The organism is Pseudomonas helvetica, from assembly GCF_039908645.1.
In the GTDB taxonomy this organism is placed as follows: domain Bacteria; phylum Pseudomonadota; class Gammaproteobacteria; order Pseudomonadales; family Pseudomonadaceae; genus Aquipseudomonas; species Aquipseudomonas helvetica.
Window position 1 is genome coordinate 1,223,234 of the sequence record NZ_CP150917.1, and the last position, 19,976, is coordinate 1,243,209.

General features: G+C 59.9%; 13 protein-coding genes. 8 read left to right on the forward strand and 5 right to left on the reverse strand.

The window, feature by feature from the left end; genetic code table 11:
* The first annotated feature begins 99 nt into the window (after positions 1-99).
* Entirely contained in the window at positions 100-1,677 is a 1,578-nt protein-coding gene (gene guaA, locus AABM55_RS05515; RefSeq protein ID WP_054595817.1) for a glutamine-hydrolyzing GMP synthase, read from the forward strand.
* A gap of 174 nt (positions 1,678-1,851) precedes the next feature.
* On the opposite strand, the gene AABM55_RS05520 is transcribed toward guaA, so the two are convergent.
* From AABM55_RS05520 to treR, 3 genes are all read right to left on the reverse strand, one after another.
* Positions 1,852-3,924 (reverse strand): TerD family protein, encoded by a 2,073-nt coding sequence (locus tag AABM55_RS05520; protein ID WP_347929018.1) that lies wholly within the window; start codon positions 3,922-3,924, stop codon positions 1,852-1,854.
* 315 nt (positions 3,925-4,239) lie between these two features.
* Complete coding sequence (locus tag AABM55_RS05525; RefSeq protein ID WP_347929019.1) at positions 4,240-7,218, reverse strand: membrane-targeted effector domain-containing toxin; 2,979 nt, start codon at positions 7,216-7,218, stop codon at positions 4,240-4,242.
* A 151-nt stretch (positions 7,219-7,369) separates the two neighbouring features.
* Positions 7,370-8,074, reverse strand: coding sequence for a trehalose operon repressor (gene treR / locus AABM55_RS05530; RefSeq protein ID WP_019693438.1), 705 nt, complete (start codon positions 8,072-8,074; stop codon positions 7,370-7,372).
* Between the two features lie 222 nt (positions 8,075-8,296).
* Here treR and treP point away from each other — a divergent pair, with 222 nt between their 5' ends.
* From treP to tadA, 7 genes are all read left to right on the forward strand, one after another.
* Positions 8,297-9,739: a PTS system trehalose-specific EIIBC component gene (treP, locus tag AABM55_RS05535; RefSeq protein WP_347929020.1), complete on the forward strand. Its 1,443-nt coding sequence runs from the start codon at positions 8,297-8,299 to the stop codon at positions 9,737-9,739.
* Between the two features lie 192 nt (positions 9,740-9,931).
* The gene (treC, locus tag AABM55_RS05540; RefSeq protein WP_347929021.1) at positions 9,932-11,581 is read left to right on the forward strand and encodes an alpha,alpha-phosphotrehalase; all 1,650 of its coding nucleotides are present in this window, start codon (positions 9,932-9,934) and stop codon (positions 11,579-11,581) included.
* A gap of 96 nt (positions 11,582-11,677) precedes the next feature.
* On the forward strand, positions 11,678-12,901 hold the full coding sequence (locus AABM55_RS05545) for a carbohydrate porin (RefSeq protein WP_054595824.1): 1,224 nt from the start codon (positions 11,678-11,680) through the stop codon (positions 12,899-12,901).
* Between the two features lie 61 nt (positions 12,902-12,962).
* Positions 12,963-15,497: a phosphoenolpyruvate--protein phosphotransferase gene (gene ptsP / locus AABM55_RS05550; RefSeq protein ID WP_347929022.1), complete on the forward strand. Its 2,535-nt coding sequence runs from the start codon at positions 12,963-12,965 to the stop codon at positions 15,495-15,497.
* A gap of 2 nt (positions 15,498-15,499) precedes the next feature.
* Positions 15,500-15,790, forward strand: a complete 291-nt coding sequence (locus tag AABM55_RS05555; protein WP_347929023.1) for a PTS transporter subunit EIIB — start codon at positions 15,500-15,502, stop codon at positions 15,788-15,790.
* A gap of 248 nt (positions 15,791-16,038) precedes the next feature.
* On the forward strand, positions 16,039-17,415 hold the full coding sequence (locus tag AABM55_RS05560; RefSeq protein ID WP_347929024.1) for a multicopper oxidase family protein: 1,377 nt from the start codon (positions 16,039-16,041) through the stop codon (positions 17,413-17,415).
* Positions 17,415-17,912 (forward strand): tRNA adenosine(34) deaminase TadA, encoded by a 498-nt coding sequence (gene tadA, locus AABM55_RS05565; protein WP_347929025.1) that lies wholly within the window; start codon positions 17,415-17,417, stop codon positions 17,910-17,912. Before AABM55_RS05560 ends, tadA begins: the two co-directional genes overlap by 1 nt.
* Before the next feature lie 195 nt (positions 17,913-18,107).
* On the opposite strand, the gene cmoB is transcribed toward tadA, so the two are convergent.
* Together cmoB and cmoA are read right to left on the reverse strand one after the other, a co-directional pair.
* Positions 18,108-19,064: a tRNA 5-methoxyuridine(34)/uridine 5-oxyacetic acid(34) synthase CmoB gene (cmoB, locus tag AABM55_RS05570; RefSeq protein ID WP_347929026.1), complete on the reverse strand. Its 957-nt coding sequence runs from the start codon at positions 19,062-19,064 to the stop codon at positions 18,108-18,110.
* The gene (gene cmoA, locus AABM55_RS05575) at positions 19,061-19,840 is read right to left on the reverse strand and encodes a carboxy-S-adenosyl-L-methionine synthase CmoA (protein WP_347929027.1); all 780 of its coding nucleotides are present in this window, start codon (positions 19,838-19,840) and stop codon (positions 19,061-19,063) included. The genes cmoB and cmoA overlap by 4 nt, the downstream gene beginning before the upstream one ends.
* Between the last annotated feature and the right edge of the window lie 136 nt (positions 19,841-19,976).

Here is a 19,976-nt window from a genome sequence, read left to right on the forward strand (position 1 = left end):
GCCTTCAAGCAAATCGTTAAGCAACCGGGGCTGTTCTATTCAGCCCCGAGTTGTTTCTGAATCACGACTGTTTTTGAATTACTTAGACGAGACTGAATCATGGCCCTCGACATTCACGCTCACCGCATCCTGATCCTCGACTTCGGTTCCCAGTACACCCAACTGATCGCCCGTCGCGTGCGTGAAATCGGTGTTTACTGCGAACTGCACCCGTTCGACATGGATGAAGACGCGATTCGCGAATTCGCTCCAAAAGGCGTCATTCTCGCCGGCGGCCCCGAGTCCGTGCACGTAGCTGACAGTCCGCGCTGCCCGCAAGCCGTATTTGACCTGGGCGTCCCGGTCTTCGGGATCTGCTACGGCATGCAGACCATGGCTGAACAGTTGGGTGGCAAGGTTGAAGGTTCCGAACTGCGTGAGTTCGGTTACGCCCGTGTCGACGTGGTCGGCAAGAGCCGCCTGCTGGATGGCATCGAAGACCACATCGACGCTGATGGCCTGTTCGGCCTCGACGTATGGATGAGCCACGGTGACAAGGTCACCAAGATGCCGCAGGACTTCCACATCCTGGCCAGTACCCCGAGCTGCCCGATTGCCGGCATGTTCGACGATGCTCGCGGCTACTACGGCGTGCAGTTCCACCCGGAAGTGACCCACACCAAGCAGGGCGGTCGCATCCTCTCGCGCTTCATCCTCGACATCTGCGGCTGCGAAGCCCTGTGGACGCCTTCGAAGATTGCTGAAGACGCCATCGCTCAGGTCCGCGCTCAGGTCGGCACCGACAACGTACTGCTCGGCCTGTCCGGCGGCGTTGACTCCTCGGTAGTTGCCGCGCTGCTGCACAAAGCCATCGGCGACCAACTGACCTGCGTCTTCGTCGACAACGGCCTGCTGCGTCTGCACGAAGGCGAGCAAGTGATGGCCATGTTCGCCGAGAACATGGGCGTCAAGGTGATCCGCGCCAACGCCGAAGACCAGTTCCTGAACAACCTGGCAGGCGAGTCGGACCCAGAGAAGAAACGCAAGATCATCGGCCGTACCTTCATCGACGTGTTCGATGCCCAGTCCAACAAACTGGACAACATCAAGTACCTCGCCCAAGGCACCATCTACCCGGACGTGATCGAGTCGGCTGGCGCGAAAAGCGGCAAGGCGCACGTGATCAAGTCGCACCACAACGTGGGCGGCCTGCCGGAAGAAATGAACCTCAAGCTGGTTGAACCGCTGCGTGAGCTGTTCAAGGACGAAGTCCGTCGTCTGGGCCTGGAGCTGGGCCTGCCGTACGACATGGTCTACCGTCACCCGTTCCCGGGCCCGGGCCTGGGCGTGCGGATCCTCGGTGAAGTGAAGAAGGAATACGCCGACCTGCTGCGTCGCGCCGACCACATCTTCATCGAAGAACTGCGCAAGGCCGACTGGTACCACAAAGTCAGCCAGGCATTCGTGGTATTCCAGCCGGTGAAATCGGTAGGCGTGGTCGGTGATGGCCGTCGTTACGCCTGGGTTGTCGCCCTGCGTGCCGTTGAAACCATCGACTTCATGACCGCACGTTGGGCGCACCTGCCTTACGAGCTGCTGGAAACCGTCAGCGGCCGGATCATCAATGAAATCGAAGGCATCTCCCGCGTCACTTACGACGTGTCGAGCAAGCCGCCAGCGACGATTGAGTGGGAATAATGAGGCGACCCACAAAGCCGGCACCCTCTAGAGTTCGACGTTAGATTCGGAGGGGCGCTGGAGGGTTTTTAGCCAATGCCAGTCAGTTATGCTGACTGGCATTTTTGTTTTTGGGGGGAAAGCTCCGAAGCAAGAGCTGTCGCTTTCAATGAACGGCAAAGGCTGGCGTAGGTATTAGAGAAACTGTGATCGAATCAGATCCGTATCGAACGGCGTTATCCCTTGATCAGGTGCAAACACCGCCTGTGCCTGCTGCGGCGAAGCCACTCGTTCCCCCCGGGCTCGAACATGTAAATCGAACAGAGTCTCCAAATCAGGCCGAGGTGTATGTACCAAAGCCCGCAGCATCAACGATATTCCACTGAGGTTGTTCCTGACATTGTTCCACCGGGGAGATGAAGTCAGCCCCAGATCGGCCCAGATCACTTGTCGCTCCTGCAAGTCCATCACAAATGGCAGACAGATCTGTGTGTCGGATGCGATATCGATACGATCGAACACCGATCGCGGCTCGAACACTTCACCCGACGCCGCGTCGGTGCGGGCCATCCAGCCAGCGAAGCATTCTGGAAGGTCGCAGTACGGCTGCTCGGTGAATGAGTTGATAGACGTGACGACATAGCGGATACCCTTCTCGACGAGGACATCAATGTCGAGGTCGATGAACTCCGAAGCCCCGTCGGGCGCGTCGACGATGTCGCCGCTGTGGTAGCCGCCGAAACCTTTCAGGTTGTAGTACGCGACCGTTTGTGTGAACACGAAGTTGGCGTCGAAAAATGCGGCGGACAAGTCAATGTCAGTGCGTTCACGACCGTTTTTCCACCACAGGAATAGGCGAATAAAACGTGTGTCAGGTATAGGCAACCGACTGCCCCGCACCAGCGTACGTAGCGATTTCGATGAGGAACGCTGCGCCAGCGGAACCCGGTATTCGCGTAATGCTGGATCGATGAAACAGCGGCCTAGCGGTGGCAGTGACGCAAAACGCTTTACGAGGGCGTCTTCACAGATTCGGGCCGCACGAGCCAACACGTCGGGTGTGAGCGGTCCGCGTCGATCCTTGATGCCATAGATTTTGGCGAATGAACCTTTCGGTGTGAAGGCCCGCAGGGGCAGGGGGCGCGGAGCGCGTACTTGGGCCAGCAACTGTAGCAGGACAGGTGACGACACTTGTGTCGCAACAGCCTCGAACGCGTCGAGAACTGACTCTGGTTCCGTCGCGCGCCGCAGGGTCACGTCCAGCCGTCGTGCGAACTCACCAGGACGGTTCTGTAGTATGGGCATAAGCGTTGCGATGTGACGCTGGGCAAGCAATGTTTCGACACGTGATCCAAATGAGGCTGGCGCTTCGTTGCGACGCGCTGCCGTGATGGCGGCTAGCGCTCGTGGGTACTTATCGGCGTAGTCGCCCGGATGCAGTACTTCAGCCAGACGTTTCCAGCGCTCAGCATGGCGCATCACGTCTTCTGCAGCGTTGGGTATGTGATCGAGCAGGCGCAACAGCAGACGGCGCATCGAGCGCTTCATCGCTGTGAAACGTGTTGAAGCTGTCGTCAGTGACACGTCTCCTCCATTCAGTGCGATCGCCAGTCGTAGCACGTCAGTCGCCGTTTCGACGTTTCTCTCCAGGAATGCGTCCACCCGTGCATCGCCAGCTACATGCAGGATCAGTGCGCCGCCAAGCTGCGCACGGATCTCCCGGAACGGGATGGCCTCAGGCAGCAGACGGAACACATCGCTTTTGTACTCTCGGACAAACCAGACGACATCGGCATTTTCTTCTTCGGAGAGCGAGGTGCGCGATGAAACCAGCGGCTCGAGCAGTGACTCGAACTCAGAGACGCTTCCCGGTTCGATAACGCGGGATATGAAGTTGCCTTCAAGCATCGCAGGTCGAGCGTGTTCAGTCGGTGGTAAACGCCAATGCGTGAGGTAGTGCATGACGGCGTTAAGGTACAACTCCGCCTCTGAAGCCGTCAGAACTTGCTCTGGAAAGTCAGGATAAAACGGCTTGTGGTGAACATGAGCGCCGGCCTGCCGTCGAAGCACTCCGACAACGTCGCGCAGCCAGTGCGTGAGTTCTGCCGCCGACAGCATGCCGATTTGCTCAATCAGGGGCTCGGACAGAACGCATCGGAATGCCGCAACTTCCCGGACAGCCGACGCGACCTGAGCGCGCGTGGCACCGCCAGTGCCCATCGGGACGTGAACTTTGGTACGGCGACGCAGGAACAGCTCCTGATTCATCCTTGATTTTCTCCCTTGGCCGCCGTCGTGAACGAGCTGCAGCATCGTGTCTACAACCGATATAAAAACGCCTGCAAGAAGCAGGCGCGGTGTGGAGAGCGGAACCCCTAGGTCATAGGAGGTTTAGAAGGAAGGTGTTCCATAGCCACGAAGGCATTCTACGGGAGGTAATCCCTGCTTGTCAGGTTGCTGCATACCTCAACGGTAACAAGCTACTTCGCCAGAAGGATCGAGTGGGAGTGATCCCGGTTTCAACTGATCGTCCGTAACACCTGAAAGGCCCCGTGAATGCGAGTTCACGGGGCCTTTTGCGTATCAGGTGCCTGCCACCTGGACCTGTTTGAGCCCAATGAGCCTTAATGCCGCCGAGAACTCCGCAATGCTGGGGTAGCGTCGGCCACTGATGGACGGCCATTTGGGTCGCTCAACGTAGAACGAGCCATGGTCGCGCTGTATCGGTGTGCGAACGATAGAGCCGTCGCTGCTGCGATGAATGAGCGTGGCCCGTTTATCGATATTCATCACTGTGTAATCACCTGTATTGCGCAGACCTTTTTCCAGATTTTCGGCCAGCGCAACACTGGGCGGTGTATCCAGTTGCAGGCGCAGATCACCTTTGACGCTGGCCAGCGGCCGGCCGAAGTTATCGGTTGGAATACGCCCCGGGTCCACTTCGATGCCTCTCGCCGTACCGGCATCGGTGCTTTCTATGCGCAAACTGATGCCTCCCTCCAGTTCGCTGACACCCGGCACGCCTTCCCATGTGCTGGCGTGACTGTCTCCCATCAATGCAACCCAGCGATGAGCACCTCGGGCAGCCTGATCGGCGCTGATCACCTCATGGGCAAAAAAATTCATCATCCGCTGGCGAAAGTTACTTTCGACACCGGTCATCCCCGTGCTCCTGTAGCTGGCCATGCAATCGATGGCCTGGATCCGGATATGGCTTTTGCGGGCGGCCTTGACCACTTCCAGAAACGTGAACTGACCACTGGGGTCGGTGCCGTGTCCTCGATCCTGAGCTCTCAAGTAGCTCTCGAGATCTTCGGACAAGGTGCCCGTCCGGTTGAAGATGTCCAGGTCGGCCTGATGGAAGTCGCTCAGCAAATGCTCCATGTAGAGCGTCTTGACCTTTTGCTTGCTCAGCACCTCCATGTTTTCGATCAGGAACTGTTTGCTGGCAACGCTTGAATGGCTCTCACCGACCACCAGCCCCGATATCAGGCGATACAGTTTCTTGATGATTTCCTTGTTGGGCAGGTGGGCTGGCAGGGAAGGAATCTCGGGCCTGGCTGGCAGAGTGTTTGATTCGAAGAAAGCCGTAGCGTCCCGGTACAGGGTTTGCCGCATGGCCTTGAAGTCGGCAACGGGATTACTGCCGTCAGGCTTGGGCAGGCTGGCGGTGTAGTCTTTGAGGTCGTATTTGCTTCCGCCCCCTCGGGCGAGGTCTTTGAGCTGTGCGCGCGAGGCCTGTGGCATATCGTATGCGCTGGGCGGGCTGTCGATGTCCGGCAGCGGCGTGCTATCACGGCCCCACGGCCATAACCCATCGAATTTGCCACCGCCGAACAGGCCCGGACGGTTGATGGGTTGCCATTCTCCAGCCGCATCCAGGCGAACGGGCAGGCTGCGATAAAACGAGTAGGGGTTGGCCGGGTCAATGATGACCCAGGTTTTCAATGCCTCGACGTAGCGTACAAGGTAATAGCTGTCGTTGATCAGCACATAGTTGCCGCCGCTTGGCGGCTGATAGATACCGGCGAACTTGCCTTCCTCGCTGATGGGCGACAAGCCATCCAGCACTTCATTGGTTTCGAAGGATGAGAGCAGCTCCGCGCCTTGCTCCGCGTAGGCCGGGCCGGGGGCGAATCGGGCAATGGGGGGTATGCCTGAAGGGGTGGTTGGTGCTTCATCGACAGGTTCGGTGACGCTTTCCTGTGGACTGAAGGTTTCGCTGGCTTCACCTACTTCGGCAAGCTCCGTTGCGCCACGCAGGAAAGGCAGGTTGAACAGGGTTTCGATACCGCTGGAGATGGCGCCAACGACTCCCGCCTTGCGCTCGGCCTTGGTACTGCCGTTGATCGCCTGATCAATGTTCAACCCCATATCGGCAATGCCGGCGCCAACGGCAGCCAGTGCCACCGGCCAGCCAAGACCGGCCATTGAGCCGAAGAGGTGAACAAACGCGTTCAGATAGCCAATCCACAGCTTTTTTCGCAGTTGTCCGTTGGAATGCAGGGACAAGTCCGCATCGCTGTACATGCGAGCCTTCACCGAGTCTCGCAACCAGCTGAAAACATCGTCGGTGATCGGCTCGGCGTTTTGATTGATCAGGTGATGGTCGTAGGCGCCCCACGTGGTGTAGAGCAGGTCGATCGTGGCGTTCAGACCGATTTTGCCGTTGTCCTGCTGTTGGGCGGACAACGGGAAATGGCTCATGAATCGCGCCCGGTTTTCCGCAAAGTTGTTTTGCAGCAGTAGCCACCAATGGAAATCGAGCAGGGTGGTGAAGATGTGAAATGTTTGGGTTTCACCCGGTGTGTAAAGAATGTTCACGCCGTTGCGGTCGGTGATGCAGAGGATGTCGGTGGCCTGATAACCCCCGATATCCAGGGCACACACGCGTAACCCGTCCACAGGGTGTGCCTGCGTTTGCAGCATGTCGAGGCTGACCGGCCAGGAGACATTGCCGGCCACGGCTTTGATCACGGTCTTGAGGTTTTCGTTGTTCAGCCGAGCCCCATCGTGTTCGTCGAGTGCCTGCACCAGGAAATTGAGTTTGGCCAGGGTACGAAAGTCGTCCGAATGGAGGGGCCAGAAACGCTCCATTTTTTCTCGGTAGGACTGACTGAAGTTGAGGGCCCAGAAGTCCTTCAGGACGTCCCTGGGGTACATCCGCACTTCGTTGGTTTCGTTGAAAATGGAGGCATGCGGACCTTCGTTATAGAAGCCGCCGTCGCCGTCCGGCATGCCAGGGTCTTCCTGATCGCTGAGGCGGAATCGCTGGACGACCAATTGCGGCAAGGTCAACGACTCACTGGGTTTCGGATAACGCTCCCAGCCCAGAAAAGCCTTGGGGCTGCTGACCGATACGTTATCGAAACGGTGCCACCAGACCTTGTCCGGGTCGATGCCTTTGATTCCGTGTTTGGCGAGTATGCCCTTTGCTACTTCGTGGGCCATCGCATGCATGTCGGGGCAGGCCTCGGTAAAAGGTACTACCAGTGCTTTTAGAGATCGTTCGTCGGCTGGGTTCGGGAGGAGGGACGGGGAAATTGATTCAGGCGTGTGCACTTCTCGCTCCTTGAGAAATGGGGGTAAGAGACGAGGAACTATGCCAACCAGACCCGTTTGAATCTGTAGGAGCGGGAGCTATCGGGTTTTGGTCTTGATCGACGAACCCTGTAAGAAAAGAGTGTCTTCGAACTTCGCTGCAGGCGCCGAGTCAGCGCCGCGCCACATCCGAAAAGTAGAACTTGTCCAGGGTATGCCGTGATTCGGTGTATTCGAACTGGCGACCATCCTGCAAAAAGGTCTGGTTGCTGACCACGATCACATGGCTCTGGCCGTCGAGGTCCAGGTGCTGCTGGTCGTCCTTGCTGCGCGGCACCGCTTCGATGGTGCGTTGGGCGTAGGCGATTTGCAGTTGCAGGGTCTGCTCGATGAAGGCGTAGATCGAGTGCTCGGCGATCTCGCGGTTCAGCCCCGGAATGAGCTCGGCGACGAAGTGGTTGATGTCGAGGATGACCCTTTTTCCATCGATTCGCCGTACGCGCTTGATCCGCGTGATCAGGCTGCCTTCTTCGGCTTTCAGGTGTTCGAGCAAGGCGCCTTGCAGGGGAATCTGCTCGAACTCCACGACCTCGGTGCTGACGTCGTTGCCCAGCCTTGGGTAGGTCTCCTGAAAACTGACGATGCCGCCGAGCTGGAATTCGATCGGGTTGGTCGACAGTACGAAGGTGCCTTTACCGTGGATTTTTTGCGCGAAGCCGCGTTCCTGAAGCAGTTCGATAGCCTTGCGCACGGTGCCGCGACTGGCCTGGTAGCTGTCCATCAATTCGGTTTCGGAAGGTAACCGCGCGCCGCGTTCCAGACGTTCGGTGGTGATGCTGGCAAGCAGATCGCTGTAGATCTGGTTGTATTTGCTCATGGTAGTGGCTGCGTTGTGCTCAAGGCAGGAACCTTAAGGGCAGAGGTGGGGTTTGTCCATTTAGCGTTGAAATCCTCACCTGTGGGAAATAGGGCCGCTGGTCGGCTTGTGAGTAAACAAATCGAAACTCGTCTGTACGAGTTATTGCAATAACTCGTACAGACGAGTACTTTTCGCTTCGGCATGCTGCCAACAACAAAAAAACACAGTGGATGAAAAAGCATGAGCCACGATTACCCGACTATCGCCAGCGAGCTGCTTCATAGCCTCGGTGGTGCTGACAACCTCGAACAGGCCGCGCATTGCGTTACGCGTTTGCGCCTGGCCCTCAAAGACCCGCAGCGGGTCGACAGCGCGACGCTGAACCAGATCGACCTGGTCAAAGGTTCGTTTTTCACCGGCGGCCTGTTTCAGGTGGTCATCGGTCCCGGCGAGGTCGAGAAGGTCTACGCCGCGCTGCGCCAACAGACCGGCCTTGCCGCGTCGACCATCGCCGATGTGAAACAAAAGGGCGCCGACAAGACCAATGCCATGCAGCGTCTGGTGCGGGTGTTCTCCGATGTGTTCATGCCGATTCTGCCGGCGCTGATCATTGCCGGCCTGCTGATGGGCGTGAACAACCTGATCGGCGCCAAAGGCATGTTCATTGCCGGCAAGACTCTGCTTGAGGCCTATCCGACACTGGATGGTGTCTGGAGCCTGATCAATCTGATGGCCAACACTTCGTTCGTGTTCCTCCCGGCGCTGGTCGGCTGGTCGGCGGCCAAGCGTTTTGGCGGCAGTGAAATCCTCGGCATCGTGCTCGGCCTGATGCTGGTTCACCCGGACCTGCTGAACGCCTGGAACTACGGCAAGGCGGTGGCCGGGCTGGACGGCCAGAGCCTGCCGTACTTCGATATTTTCGGCTGGTTCAAGATCGAGAAGGTCGGCTATCAGGGCCAGATCCTGCCGATCCTGATGGCCGCCTACGTTATGAGCGTCATCGGAAAATGGTTGCGGGCACGCGTGCCGAACGCCATTCAACTGTTGGTGGTGCCGATTACCACCATCGTCGTGACCGGGGTGTTGGCGCTGGCCGTGATCGGTCCGGTGACCCGGCACCTGGGGATTCTGATTACCGAAGGCGTGGTGACCTTGTTCGACCTGGCGCCGATGGTTGGCGGGGCTATTTTCGGTCTGCTCTATGCACCGTTGGTGATCACCGGCATGCACCACATGTTCCTCGCGGTGGACCTGCAACTGATCTCGACCCAGGGCGGCACGTTCATCTGGCCGATGATCGTCATGTCCAACCTTGCACAAGGCAGCGCGGCACTCGGGGTGTTCTACATGACCCGTAGCGCACGGGACAAAAGCATGGCTTCGACCTCGGCGATTTCCGCCTATTTCGGCATCACTGAACCGGCGATGTTCGGCGTCAACCTGCGCTACAAGTTTCCGTTCTACGCGGCGCTGAGCGGCTCGGCGCTGGGCTGTATGTTCCTGTCGCTGAACAAGGTTCAGGCCTCGGCGATCGGTGTCGGCGGCTTGCCCGGTTTCATCTCGATCATCCCGCAGTTCATTCCGATGTTCATTGTCGGGATGGTCATCGCCATGGTCGTGCCGTTCGTGTTGACCTGTGGCATGAGCATGAAAATCGTTCGAGCGGGATATCGAGTGGCTTAACAGGCTGAGCACACCTGTGGCGAGGGAGCTTGCTCCCGTTCGGCTGCGAAGCAGTCGTAAAACCGGCGGATGCGGTGTGCTTGGCTAAATGCATTTACACGTTTTTGGGGCCGCTTCGCGGCCCAGCGGGAGCAAGCTCCCTCGCCACAAAAGAACAATGCTCAGCGCATAAATTCATTGAAGGAATCCGCCATGCAAGACTGGCAGCGTTCGGTGATCTACCAGATCTACCCGAAGAGTTTTCACAGCCACGCCGGCAACCCCACGGGCGATCTGCTCGGGGTGGTGGCCAAGCTTGATTACCTGCAATGGCTGGGTGTCGACTGCCTGTGGATCACCCCGTTCCTGCGGTCGCCGCAACGCGACAACGGCTACGACATCAGCGACTACTACGCCATCGACCCGAGCTACGGGACCATGGCCGACTGCGAGTTGCTGATTGCCGAGGCGGGCAAGCGCGGGATCAAGCTGATGCTCGATATCGTGGTCAATCACACCTCCATCGAGCACAGCTGGTTTCAGCAAGCGCGCAGCAGCCTCGATAACCCGTACCGTGACTTCTACATCTGGCGCGACCAGCCGAACAACTGGGAGTCCAAGTTCGGCGGCTCGGCCTGGGAATACGAGGCGCAAACCGGGCAGTACTTTTTGCACCTGTTCGATCACACCCAGGCCGACCTCAACTGGGACAACCCGCAGGTTCGTGCTGAAGTCTTCAAGCTGATGCGCTTCTGGCGTGACAAAGGCGTGGGCGGTTTCCGTCTGGACGTGATCAACCTGATCTCCAAACCGGCGGACTTCCCCGAAGACCACACCGACGGCCGACGCTTCTACACCGACGGCCCGAACGTGCACGAGTACTTGCAGGAAATGCACCGCGAAGTCTTCGAAGGCCATGACCTGATCAACGTCGGCGAGATGTCCTCCACCAGCCTTGAGCACTGCATCCGCTATTCGCGGCCGGACTCCAAAGAGCTGTCGATGACCTTCAACTTTCATCACCTGAAAGTCGATTACCCCAATATGCAGAAATGGGTTCGTGCCGATTTCGACTTCCTTGAACTCAAGCGCATCCTTTCCGACTGGCAAACCGGGATGCAGGCCGGCGGCGGCTGGAATGCGCTGTTCTGGTGTAACCACGATCAGCCGCGTGTGGTGTCGCGTTTCGGCGATGACGGCGAACACCGCGTGGTCTCGGCGAAGATGCTTGGCACTGCGCTGCACTTTCTGCAGGGCACGCCGTTCATCTATCAGGGTGAAGAGTTGGGCATGACCAACCCGGGCTTCGAGCGCATCGAGCAGTACCGGGATGTCGAAACCCTGAACATCTATCGCCTCAAGCGCGAGGCGGGCGAGTCCGAGGCCTCGAGCATGGCCGCGATCATGCAGAAGTCCCGCGACAACAGTCGCACTCCCATGCAGTGGAGCGCGTTACCCAATGCCGGTTTCAGCAGCAGCGAGCCGTGGATCGGCGTGCCGGCCAACGCCACGCAGATCAACGTCGAAAACCAGCTCGACGACACGACTTCGGTGCTGCACCACTATCGCCAGCTGATTGCCTTGCGCCGCAGCGAACCGCTGATCCAGGACGGCGTGTATCGCCAGCTCTTGCCCACGCACAAACAGGTATGGGTGTACCTGCGTGAAGGCTGCGGCGAGCGGCTGTTGGTGGTGAATAACTTCTATGGCACGGCGTGTGAAGTCGAGCTGCCGGAACGGGTGATCACCGACTGCATGTTGCAACGCCGGGTGATCAGCAATTACCCGGACTGTGAGGTGCGCAAGCAGCAGCTGTTCCTGCGGCCTTATGAATCGTTCGTTCTGCACCTGACCGACCACTAAACAACAGGCTTTTCAAACAACTCGCAGGGCACTGCGCGGGGGCTTTTTGCGCGCAGGTTTTGCCCGATGAGCACAATAAAAATAAAGGGGTGGCTCTTGAAAACAACAATAAATCGTAGCCTTGCAGCATCGTGCGTGTGCCTGGTATTGCCGTTCTCGGCCCACGCTCTGGAATTCGCCGGCTACCTGCGCAGCGGCGTCGGGAGCACGGTCAATGGCGGCTCGCAATCGTGTTTCAAACTGCCCGGCGCAGAGTCGAAGTACCGTCTGGGTAACGAGTGCGAACAGTATGCGGAGCTGGAATTGCGTCAGAACCTGCTGACCCTCGATGACGGCTCGGTGCTCAGCGTCGACGGCATGGCTTCGCTGTACAACCAGTACGACCGCAACCTGACGTTCCAGGGTGACAACGGCTCGGTGCGGATGCCGCAGATGTATGCGCAATGGTCGAACCTGCCGAGCCTCAATGGCGGTTCGCTGTGGGCCGGTCGGCGCTACTACAAACGAAACGACATCCATATTTCCGACTTCTACTACTGGAACCAGAGCGCCACCGGCGGCGGTATCGAGGACGTGAAGATCGGCGACCTGAAATACAGCTACGCGTTTTCGCGCAAGGACAACCTGTACCAGAAGGACTACGTTACTCGACACGACTTCAACGTCTCAGGCTTTGATACCAACCCCGGCGGCGAGCTGGAGTTTGGCCTGAGCTACATCGACAAACCCGACCGTCGCGACGCGCACGCAGGCTGGGCAATCACCGCTCAACATGTGCAGAAAGACTTTTTCGGCGGCAAGAACAAACTGGCGCTGCAATACGGCGAAGGCCCCGGCACCGGGTTGGGCTACACCGGCGATGTGGGGCTGGATGACCGCAACAAGAGCTACCGCCTGGTGGAGTTCTTCGACTGGCAACTGACGCCGCGTTTTGGTGGTCAGGTCGAAGCGGTCTATCAAAAGGACATTCGCCCGGACGGTAACGGCCAGAACTGGATTTCCCTGGGCGTTCGTCCAGCGTATGCGATCACCGATCAATTCAAACTGGTGACTGAGCTGGGACACGATCAGGTCGAGGCTCCGGGCGGTACGCGCAAGCTGAGCAAGTTCACCTTTGCCCCGACCTGGTCGCCAAAAGGTCCGGGTTTCTGGGAACGTCCCGAGGTGCGTTTGTACTACACCTATGCCAGCTGGAACGAGGCGGCCAAGCGTGCAGCGAATGAACTGGCGCAAGGTTCGGCGTTGTCCGATACCGGCGCGTTCGGCACGGCACTGCATGGTGCGAACGTCGGATTGCAGGTCGAGTACTGGTGGAAATAAGCGATGCTGTCGGGGCTCGCGCTCCATCGGCACTTCAAAGAACAAAACCGCAGGTGAAGTCATGACCCTAACCCAACCCTTGCAATTGCTGGCGCCGCTGTCCGGGGTGCTGATGCCGCTTGATCACGTGCCGGATCCGGTGTTCGCCAGCCGGGTGATCGGCGACGGCCTGTGCATCGATCCGACCTCGCAGGTCCTTTGCGCACCGTTGGCCGGCGTAGTCAGCAATCTTCAACACAGCGGCCATGCGATCAGCATCACCGATGACAGCGGTGTGCAGGTGTTACTGCACATTGGCCTGGACACCGTGAACCTGAAAGGCCAGGGGTTCAGCGCCTTGGTCGAGCAGGGCCAGCGTGTCGAGGCCGGGCAGCCGTTGATCGAGTTCGATGCCGACTATGTCGCCCTGCATGCCCGCAGCCTGTTGACCTTGATGCTGGTGGTCAGCGGCGAGCCCTTCAGTCTGCTGACACCGGACAACGGTCTGGTGGCCTGTGCGCAGCCGGTGTTGCGCCTGAGCCTGGGCGATCCGCGTACCGTTGTTGCGCAGGAGGAGGGCGAAGCGCTGTTCTCCAAACCGGTTCATCTGCCTAACCCCAACGGTTTGCACGCACGGCCGGCGGCGGTCTTTGCGCAGGCGGCGAAAGGCTTTGCGGCGAGCATTTGCCTGCACAAGCAGCAGGACAGCGCCAACGCCAAGTCGCTGGTAGCGATCATGGCGTTGCAGACGGTGCATGGCGATGCGTTGCAGGTCAGTGCGGTGGGCGAAGATGCCGAATTGGCAATCAGCACGCTGGCTCAATTGCTGGCGGATGGTTGCGGTGAGGCTGTGACTCCGGTGGCAGTGGTAGCACCAGTGGTTGAGGCGCAGGAGGTATCGACGAAACTGCTGCGCGGTGTCTGTGCTTCAGCGGGTTCGGCCTTCGGCTACGTGGTGCAAGTCGCTGAACGTACCCTGGAAATGCCTGAGTTTGCCGCGGATCAACAGCTGGAGCGCGAGTCGCTGGAGCGTGCGCTGACACACGCGACGCAGGCGCTGCAACGCTTGCGTGACAACGCAACCGCTGAGGCGCAGTCGGACATTTTCAAGGCGCATCAGGAATTGCTGGAAGACCCGAGCCTGCTGGAGCAAGCCCAGGTCCTGATCGCTGAGGGCAAGAGCGCGGCGTTTGCCTGGAACAGCGCCACCGAAGCCACCGCTACGCTGTTCAAGTCGCTGGGCAGCACGTTGCTCGCTGAGCGCGCGTTGGACCTGATGGACGTCGGTCAGCGTGTGCTCAAGCTGATTCTCGGGGTACCGGACGGTGTCTGGGAGTTGCCGGATCAGGCGATTCTGATTGCCGAACAACTGACGCCGTCGCAGACCGCTGCGCTGGATACCGGCAAAGTGTTGGGTTTCGCCACCGTCGGCGGAGGTGCCACCAGCCATGTGGCGATTCTCGCCCGGGCCCTGGGTTTGCCGGCCGTATGTGGTTTACCGCTGCAAGTGCTGTCGCTGGCCAGTGGCACCCGAGTGCTGCTCGATGCCGACAAGGGCGAATTGCACCTGGACCCGGCAGTGTCGGTGATCGAGCAGTTGCATGCCAAACGCCAGCAGCAACGCCAGCGTCATCAACACGAGCTGGAAAACGCTGCACGGGCCGCCGTCACCCGCGACGGTCATCACTTCGAAGTCACGGCCAATGTGGCTTCGCTGGCCGAAACCGAGCAGGCCATGAGCCTCGGGGCTGAAGGTATCGGCCTGTTGCGTTCGGAGTTTTTGTATCAGCAGCGCAGCGTGGCGCCGAGTCACGATGAACAGGCCGGCACCTACAGCGCCATCGCCCGCGCACTGGGCCCGCAGCGCAATCTGGTGGTGCGCACGCTGGACGTCGGCGGCGACAAACCCTTGGCCTACGTGCCAATGGACAGCGAGGCCAATCCGTTTCTGGGGATGCGCGGGATTCGCTTATGCCTGGAGCGGCCGCAGCTGTTGCGCGAGCAATTCCGGGCGATTCTGAGCAGCGCCGGGCTGGCCCGTCTGCACATCATGTTGCCGATGGTCAGCCAGCTGTCGGAGCTGCGCCTGGCGCGGCTGATGCTTGAAGAAGAGGCGCTGGCGCTGGGGCTCACGGAGCTGCCGAAACTCGGCATCATGATCGAGGTCCCGGCAGCGGCGCTGATGGCGGACCTGTTTGCGCCCGAGGTGGATTTCTTTTCCATCGGCACCAACGACCTGACCCAGTACACCCTGGCCATGGACCGCGATCACCCGCGCCTGGCCAGTCAGGCCGACAGTTTTCACCCATCGGTGCTGCGCTTGATCGCCAGCACCGTGAAGGCCGCCCATGCCCATGGCAAGTGGGTCGGGGTGTGTGGCGCGCTGGCGTCGGAGACCTTGGCGGTGCCGCTATTGCTGGGGTTGGGCGTGGATGAGCTGTCGGTCAGCGTGCCGCTGATTCCGGCGATCAAGGCGGCGATTCGCGAGGCCGAGCTCAGCGAGTGTCAGGCCATCGCACATCAGGTGCTCGGGCTGGAAAGTGCCGAGCAGGTCCGCGAGGCCTTGAGTGTGCAGCAGCAGGCAATGGTCGAAACTTCACAGGTGTTGGAGAGCTGAACATGTTCGAGAAAATGCAACGGGCGTTTTGGAAGGCGTTGACCCCGGACCTGGTGGTGGATGAGCCGAAGGTGGCTGCTCATCCTGTCTCGGGCCTGGCAGCGAATATCGTGGCCGCGCTGGGCGGGGCGAACAACCTCAAGTCGCAACAGCGGGTTGCCCTGACGCGGGTGCGAGTGGAGTTGAAGGATGCCGCGCTGCTGGACGCGACGGCCTTGCGTGCGGCGGGTGTACCGGGGGTGATGACGTTGACGGGTGGGGTGGTGCATCTGATCACAGGACTGGATGCGTAACCGAATCCTGTGGCGAGGGAGCTTGCTCCCGCTGGGGCGCGAAGCGGCCCTAAAACCTGAAATCGCATTCCGCCAGACACCAAGCACAGGATGGTTTTACGACTGCTTCGCACTCGAGCGGGAGCAAGCTCCCTCGCCACAGGTGATGTGCGTCTCTTTGTTGCCCTTACTGTTTCTCATCCGCAGGTGTATCGTATTCGCCTTTTGCGGGCACCGGCCTGCCGCTGATACGTGAGGTTGTTGAGTTCATGTCCTTTACCCGTCGACAAATACTGGGTGGTCTGGCCGGTTTGGCAGTGGTGGGCGTCGGGGCCGGTGGTGCATCGCGTTACTGGCTGGGGAAAATGGCCGACGCCAACGCGGGTCATGACTACGAACTGATCGCCGCGCCGCTGGATATCGAGCTGGTGCCGGGGCACAAAACCGAGGCCTGGGCCTTTGGTCCGTCGGCGCCGGGGACGGAACTGCGGGTGCGCCAGGGCGAATGGCTGCGGGTGCGCTTCATTAACCACCTGCCGGTGCCTACGACCATTCACTGGCACGGCATCCGTTTGCCGCTGGAGATGGACGGCGTGCCGTACGTCTCGCAATTGCCAGTGCTGCCGGGCGAGTATTTCGACTACAAATTCCGCGTACCGGACGCTGGCAGCTACTGGTATCACCCGCACGTCAACAGCAGCGAAGAGCTGGGGCGCGGGCTGGTCGGGCCGCTGATCATCGAAGAACGCGAGCCCACCGGTTTCAAGTACGAGAAGACCCTCAGCCTGAAAAGCTGGCACGTCGATGAAGAGGGCGCTTTTGTGCCGTTCAGCATTCCTCGTGAAGCGGCGCGGGGCGGCACGGCCGGGCGTCTGGCGACCATCAATGGCGTGCCACTGCCGGTGATCGACTTGCCGGCCGGGCAGATCACCCGGGTACGCCTGCTCAATCTCGATAACACCCTGACTTACCGCCTCAACATTCCGGGCGTCGAAGCGCAGATCTACGCGCTCGACGGCAACCCGATCGAGCCGCGTCCGCTGGGTAAGGAATACTGGCTGGGCCCCGGCATGCGGATTTGCCTGGCGATCAAGGCCCCGGCGGCGGGTGAAGAATTGTCGCTGCGTAACGGGCCGGTGCGTATTGGCACCTTGCGTTCGGTGGCCAACAATGACGCGCCAACCCAGTGGCCACCGGCGCTGCCGGCCAACCCGATTTCCGAGCCGGACCTGGCCAATGCCGAGAAGCTCAACTTCAATTTCGAGTGGGTTGGATCGGTCTCGGTGAACGTCGATAATGGCAAGCCGCCGAGCCTCTGGCAGATCAATGGCAAGGCCTGGGACATCACCGATAAAACCTGTGCCGACCGCCCGATTGCTACGCTGAAAAAAGGCAAAAGCTACATTTTCGAATTGAAGAACATGACCCAGTACCAGCACCCGGTTCACTTGCACGGCATGAGCTTCAAGGTCATTGCCTCGAACCGCAAAAAGATCATCCCGTATTTCACCGACACCTACCTGCTGGGCAAGAACGAGCGCGCCCAGGTGGCGCTGGTGGCGGATAACCCCGGGGTATGGATGTTCCACTGCCATGTGATCGATCACATGGAAACCGGCCTGATGGCCGCCATCGAGGTGGCCTGATGCGTCAGATACGCCCGGCGAAGATCATCGACCGTAGCCGCGATCAGGACTTCATGCGTGAGGCCCTGGCGCTGGCCGCGCAAGGTGCCGCCCTCGGTGAAGTGCCGGTGGGTGCGGTGCTGGTGCAGGACGGTGAAATCATCGGCCGTGGCTTCAATTGCCCGATCAGCGGCAGCGACCCCAGCGCCCACGCCGAGATGGTCGCTATCCGCGCTGCGGCGCAGGCCGTGAGCAACTATCGCCTGCCGGGCAGCACGCTGTACGTCACGCTGGAGCCGTGCAGCATGTGCGCCGGTTTGATCGTGCATTCACGGATTGCGCGGGTGGTCTACGGGGCGCTGGAGCCCAAGGCCGGGATCGTGCAAAGCCAGGGGCAGTTCTTCACCCAGGGCTTTCTCAACCACCGGGTGCTGGTCGAAGGCGGGGTCTTGGCCGAAGAGTGCGGCACGGTGCTGAGCGAGTTCTTCAAGGCCCGACGCGCCAAGCCAACAGAATAAACACCCACCCCTTCAAGTCTAAACATACAAGCGGGCTTTTGTGGCGAGGGAGCTTGCTCCCGCTGGGGCGCGAAGCGGCCCCAAAAAACAAACACCGCGATCCATCAGATATAGAGCGGCTACTGGTTTACGACTGCTTCGCCCGAGCGCGGACCGGCCGGCGGGAGCAAGCTCCCTCGCCACAGGTGTGCTGCGTTATTTTTTGGCGACGATCACCGCGCGCATCGGCGCTGGCAGACCTTCAATGGTCTTGCTGTGATCGTCCGGATCGAGGAAGTCGCTCAGCGACTGATACTTCATCCACTCGGTCCCGCGTTGTTCTTCAACCGTAGTCACGCTGACATCCACGCAGCGCACATCGCTGAATCCGGCGCGGCGTAGCCAGAGCATCAGCGCCGGCACCGACGGCAGGAACCAGACGTTGCGCATCTGCGCATAGCGGTCTTCCGGTACCAGCACCTGCTGCTCGTCACCTTCGATCACCAGCGTTTCCAGCACCAGCTCACCGCCCTTGACCAGACAATCCTTCAGCGCCAGCAAATGCTCGATCGGCGAGCGGCGATGGTAGAACACGCCCATGGAAAACACGGTGTCGAAGCCTTCCAGATTCGGTGGCAGGTCTTCAAAAGGAAATGGCAGGTGCCAGGCGTTGGGCTCGGACAGGTAACGCTGCACTGCCTGGAACTGGCAGAAAAACAGCCAGTTCGGATCGACGCCGATCACGCTGTCGGCACCCGCGCCGAGCATGCGCCACATGTAGTAGCCGTTACCGCAGCCGACATCGAGGATGCGTTTACCTTTGAGGTCGAGGTGCGGGGCGACCCGCGACCACTTCCAGTCCGAGCGCCATTCGGTATCGACGTGCACGCCGAACAGATCGAACGGGCCTTTGCGCCAAGGCGACAAGCCCATCAATGCGGTACGCATTTGCGCGCGGGTTTCATCGTCGCAGTCAGTGTCGAGTGTCAGGCCGTTCAGCAGATCGATTTCACTCGGCTGGAGCTTCGGCAAGGCGTCCAGCGCGCTCTGCCAGCGCTCGAGGTCGCCGTGACCTTTTTCCATTTTCACGTCGAGTTGCGCTTGCAGGGTGTTGGCCCAACCGGCCAGTGGCGTACCGGCCAGACGGCGGGCGAGGGGAGACAGATCAATCATGGCAAGGCAATCAACGAGGCAAAGTTAAGACACTGGAACCACGGCACGACTTTCGAGAACCCGGCGGCCAGCAGGCGTTCGCGGTGTTCCTGGAGGCTGTCGGGCTTCATGACGTTTTCGATGGCGCTGCGCTTCTGGGCGATTTCCAGTTCGCTGTAGCCGTTGGCGCGTTTGAAGGCGATGTGCAGGTCGGTGAGCAGCGCGTGTTCTTCGGCGTCTTCGAAACGCAGCTTTTCCGACAGAATCAGTGCACCGCCCGGCAACAGCGACTGACGAATGCGCCCGAGCAGGGCCAGGCGTTGGTCCGGGGCGATGAATTGCAGGGTGAAGTTCAGCGCCACCACCGAGGCCGGTTTGAACTCCAGCGCGAGAATGTCGCCTTCGATCACTTCAACCGGCAGCAGCTCCTGGAACATCGAGTCCTGGCCGTTGAGGTATTCGCGGCAACGCTCGACCATGGCGGCGGAGTTATCCACCGCGATTACCCGGCAACCGTCGGTACGCACATGACGACGCAGGGCCTGGGTCACTGCGCCGAGGGAAGAACCCAGGTCGTAGAGCACGCTACCCGGTTGGGCGAACTGCGCCGCGAGCACGCCGAGGTTTTCGACAATGGTCGGGTAACCCGGCACCGAGCGCTTGATCATGTCCGGGAACACCCGCACCACGTCCTCGTTAAAGGCGAAGTCAGGCACCTGGGCCAAAGGCTGGGCGAAAAGGCGATCGGATTCTTTGCTCACGGCGGTTCCAGCGGCGGATGTGGAAAAGGCCGGCATTTTAGCCAACTTGGCGCGTGGATGCGCGGGTTGTCTGATAAACCGCCTGGTTCACGCAATCTGTGCGGCGAGCGGGCTGTTGTGGCGAGGGGGCTTGCCCCCGTTGGAGTGCGTAGCACTCGCAAAGGGTCTATCC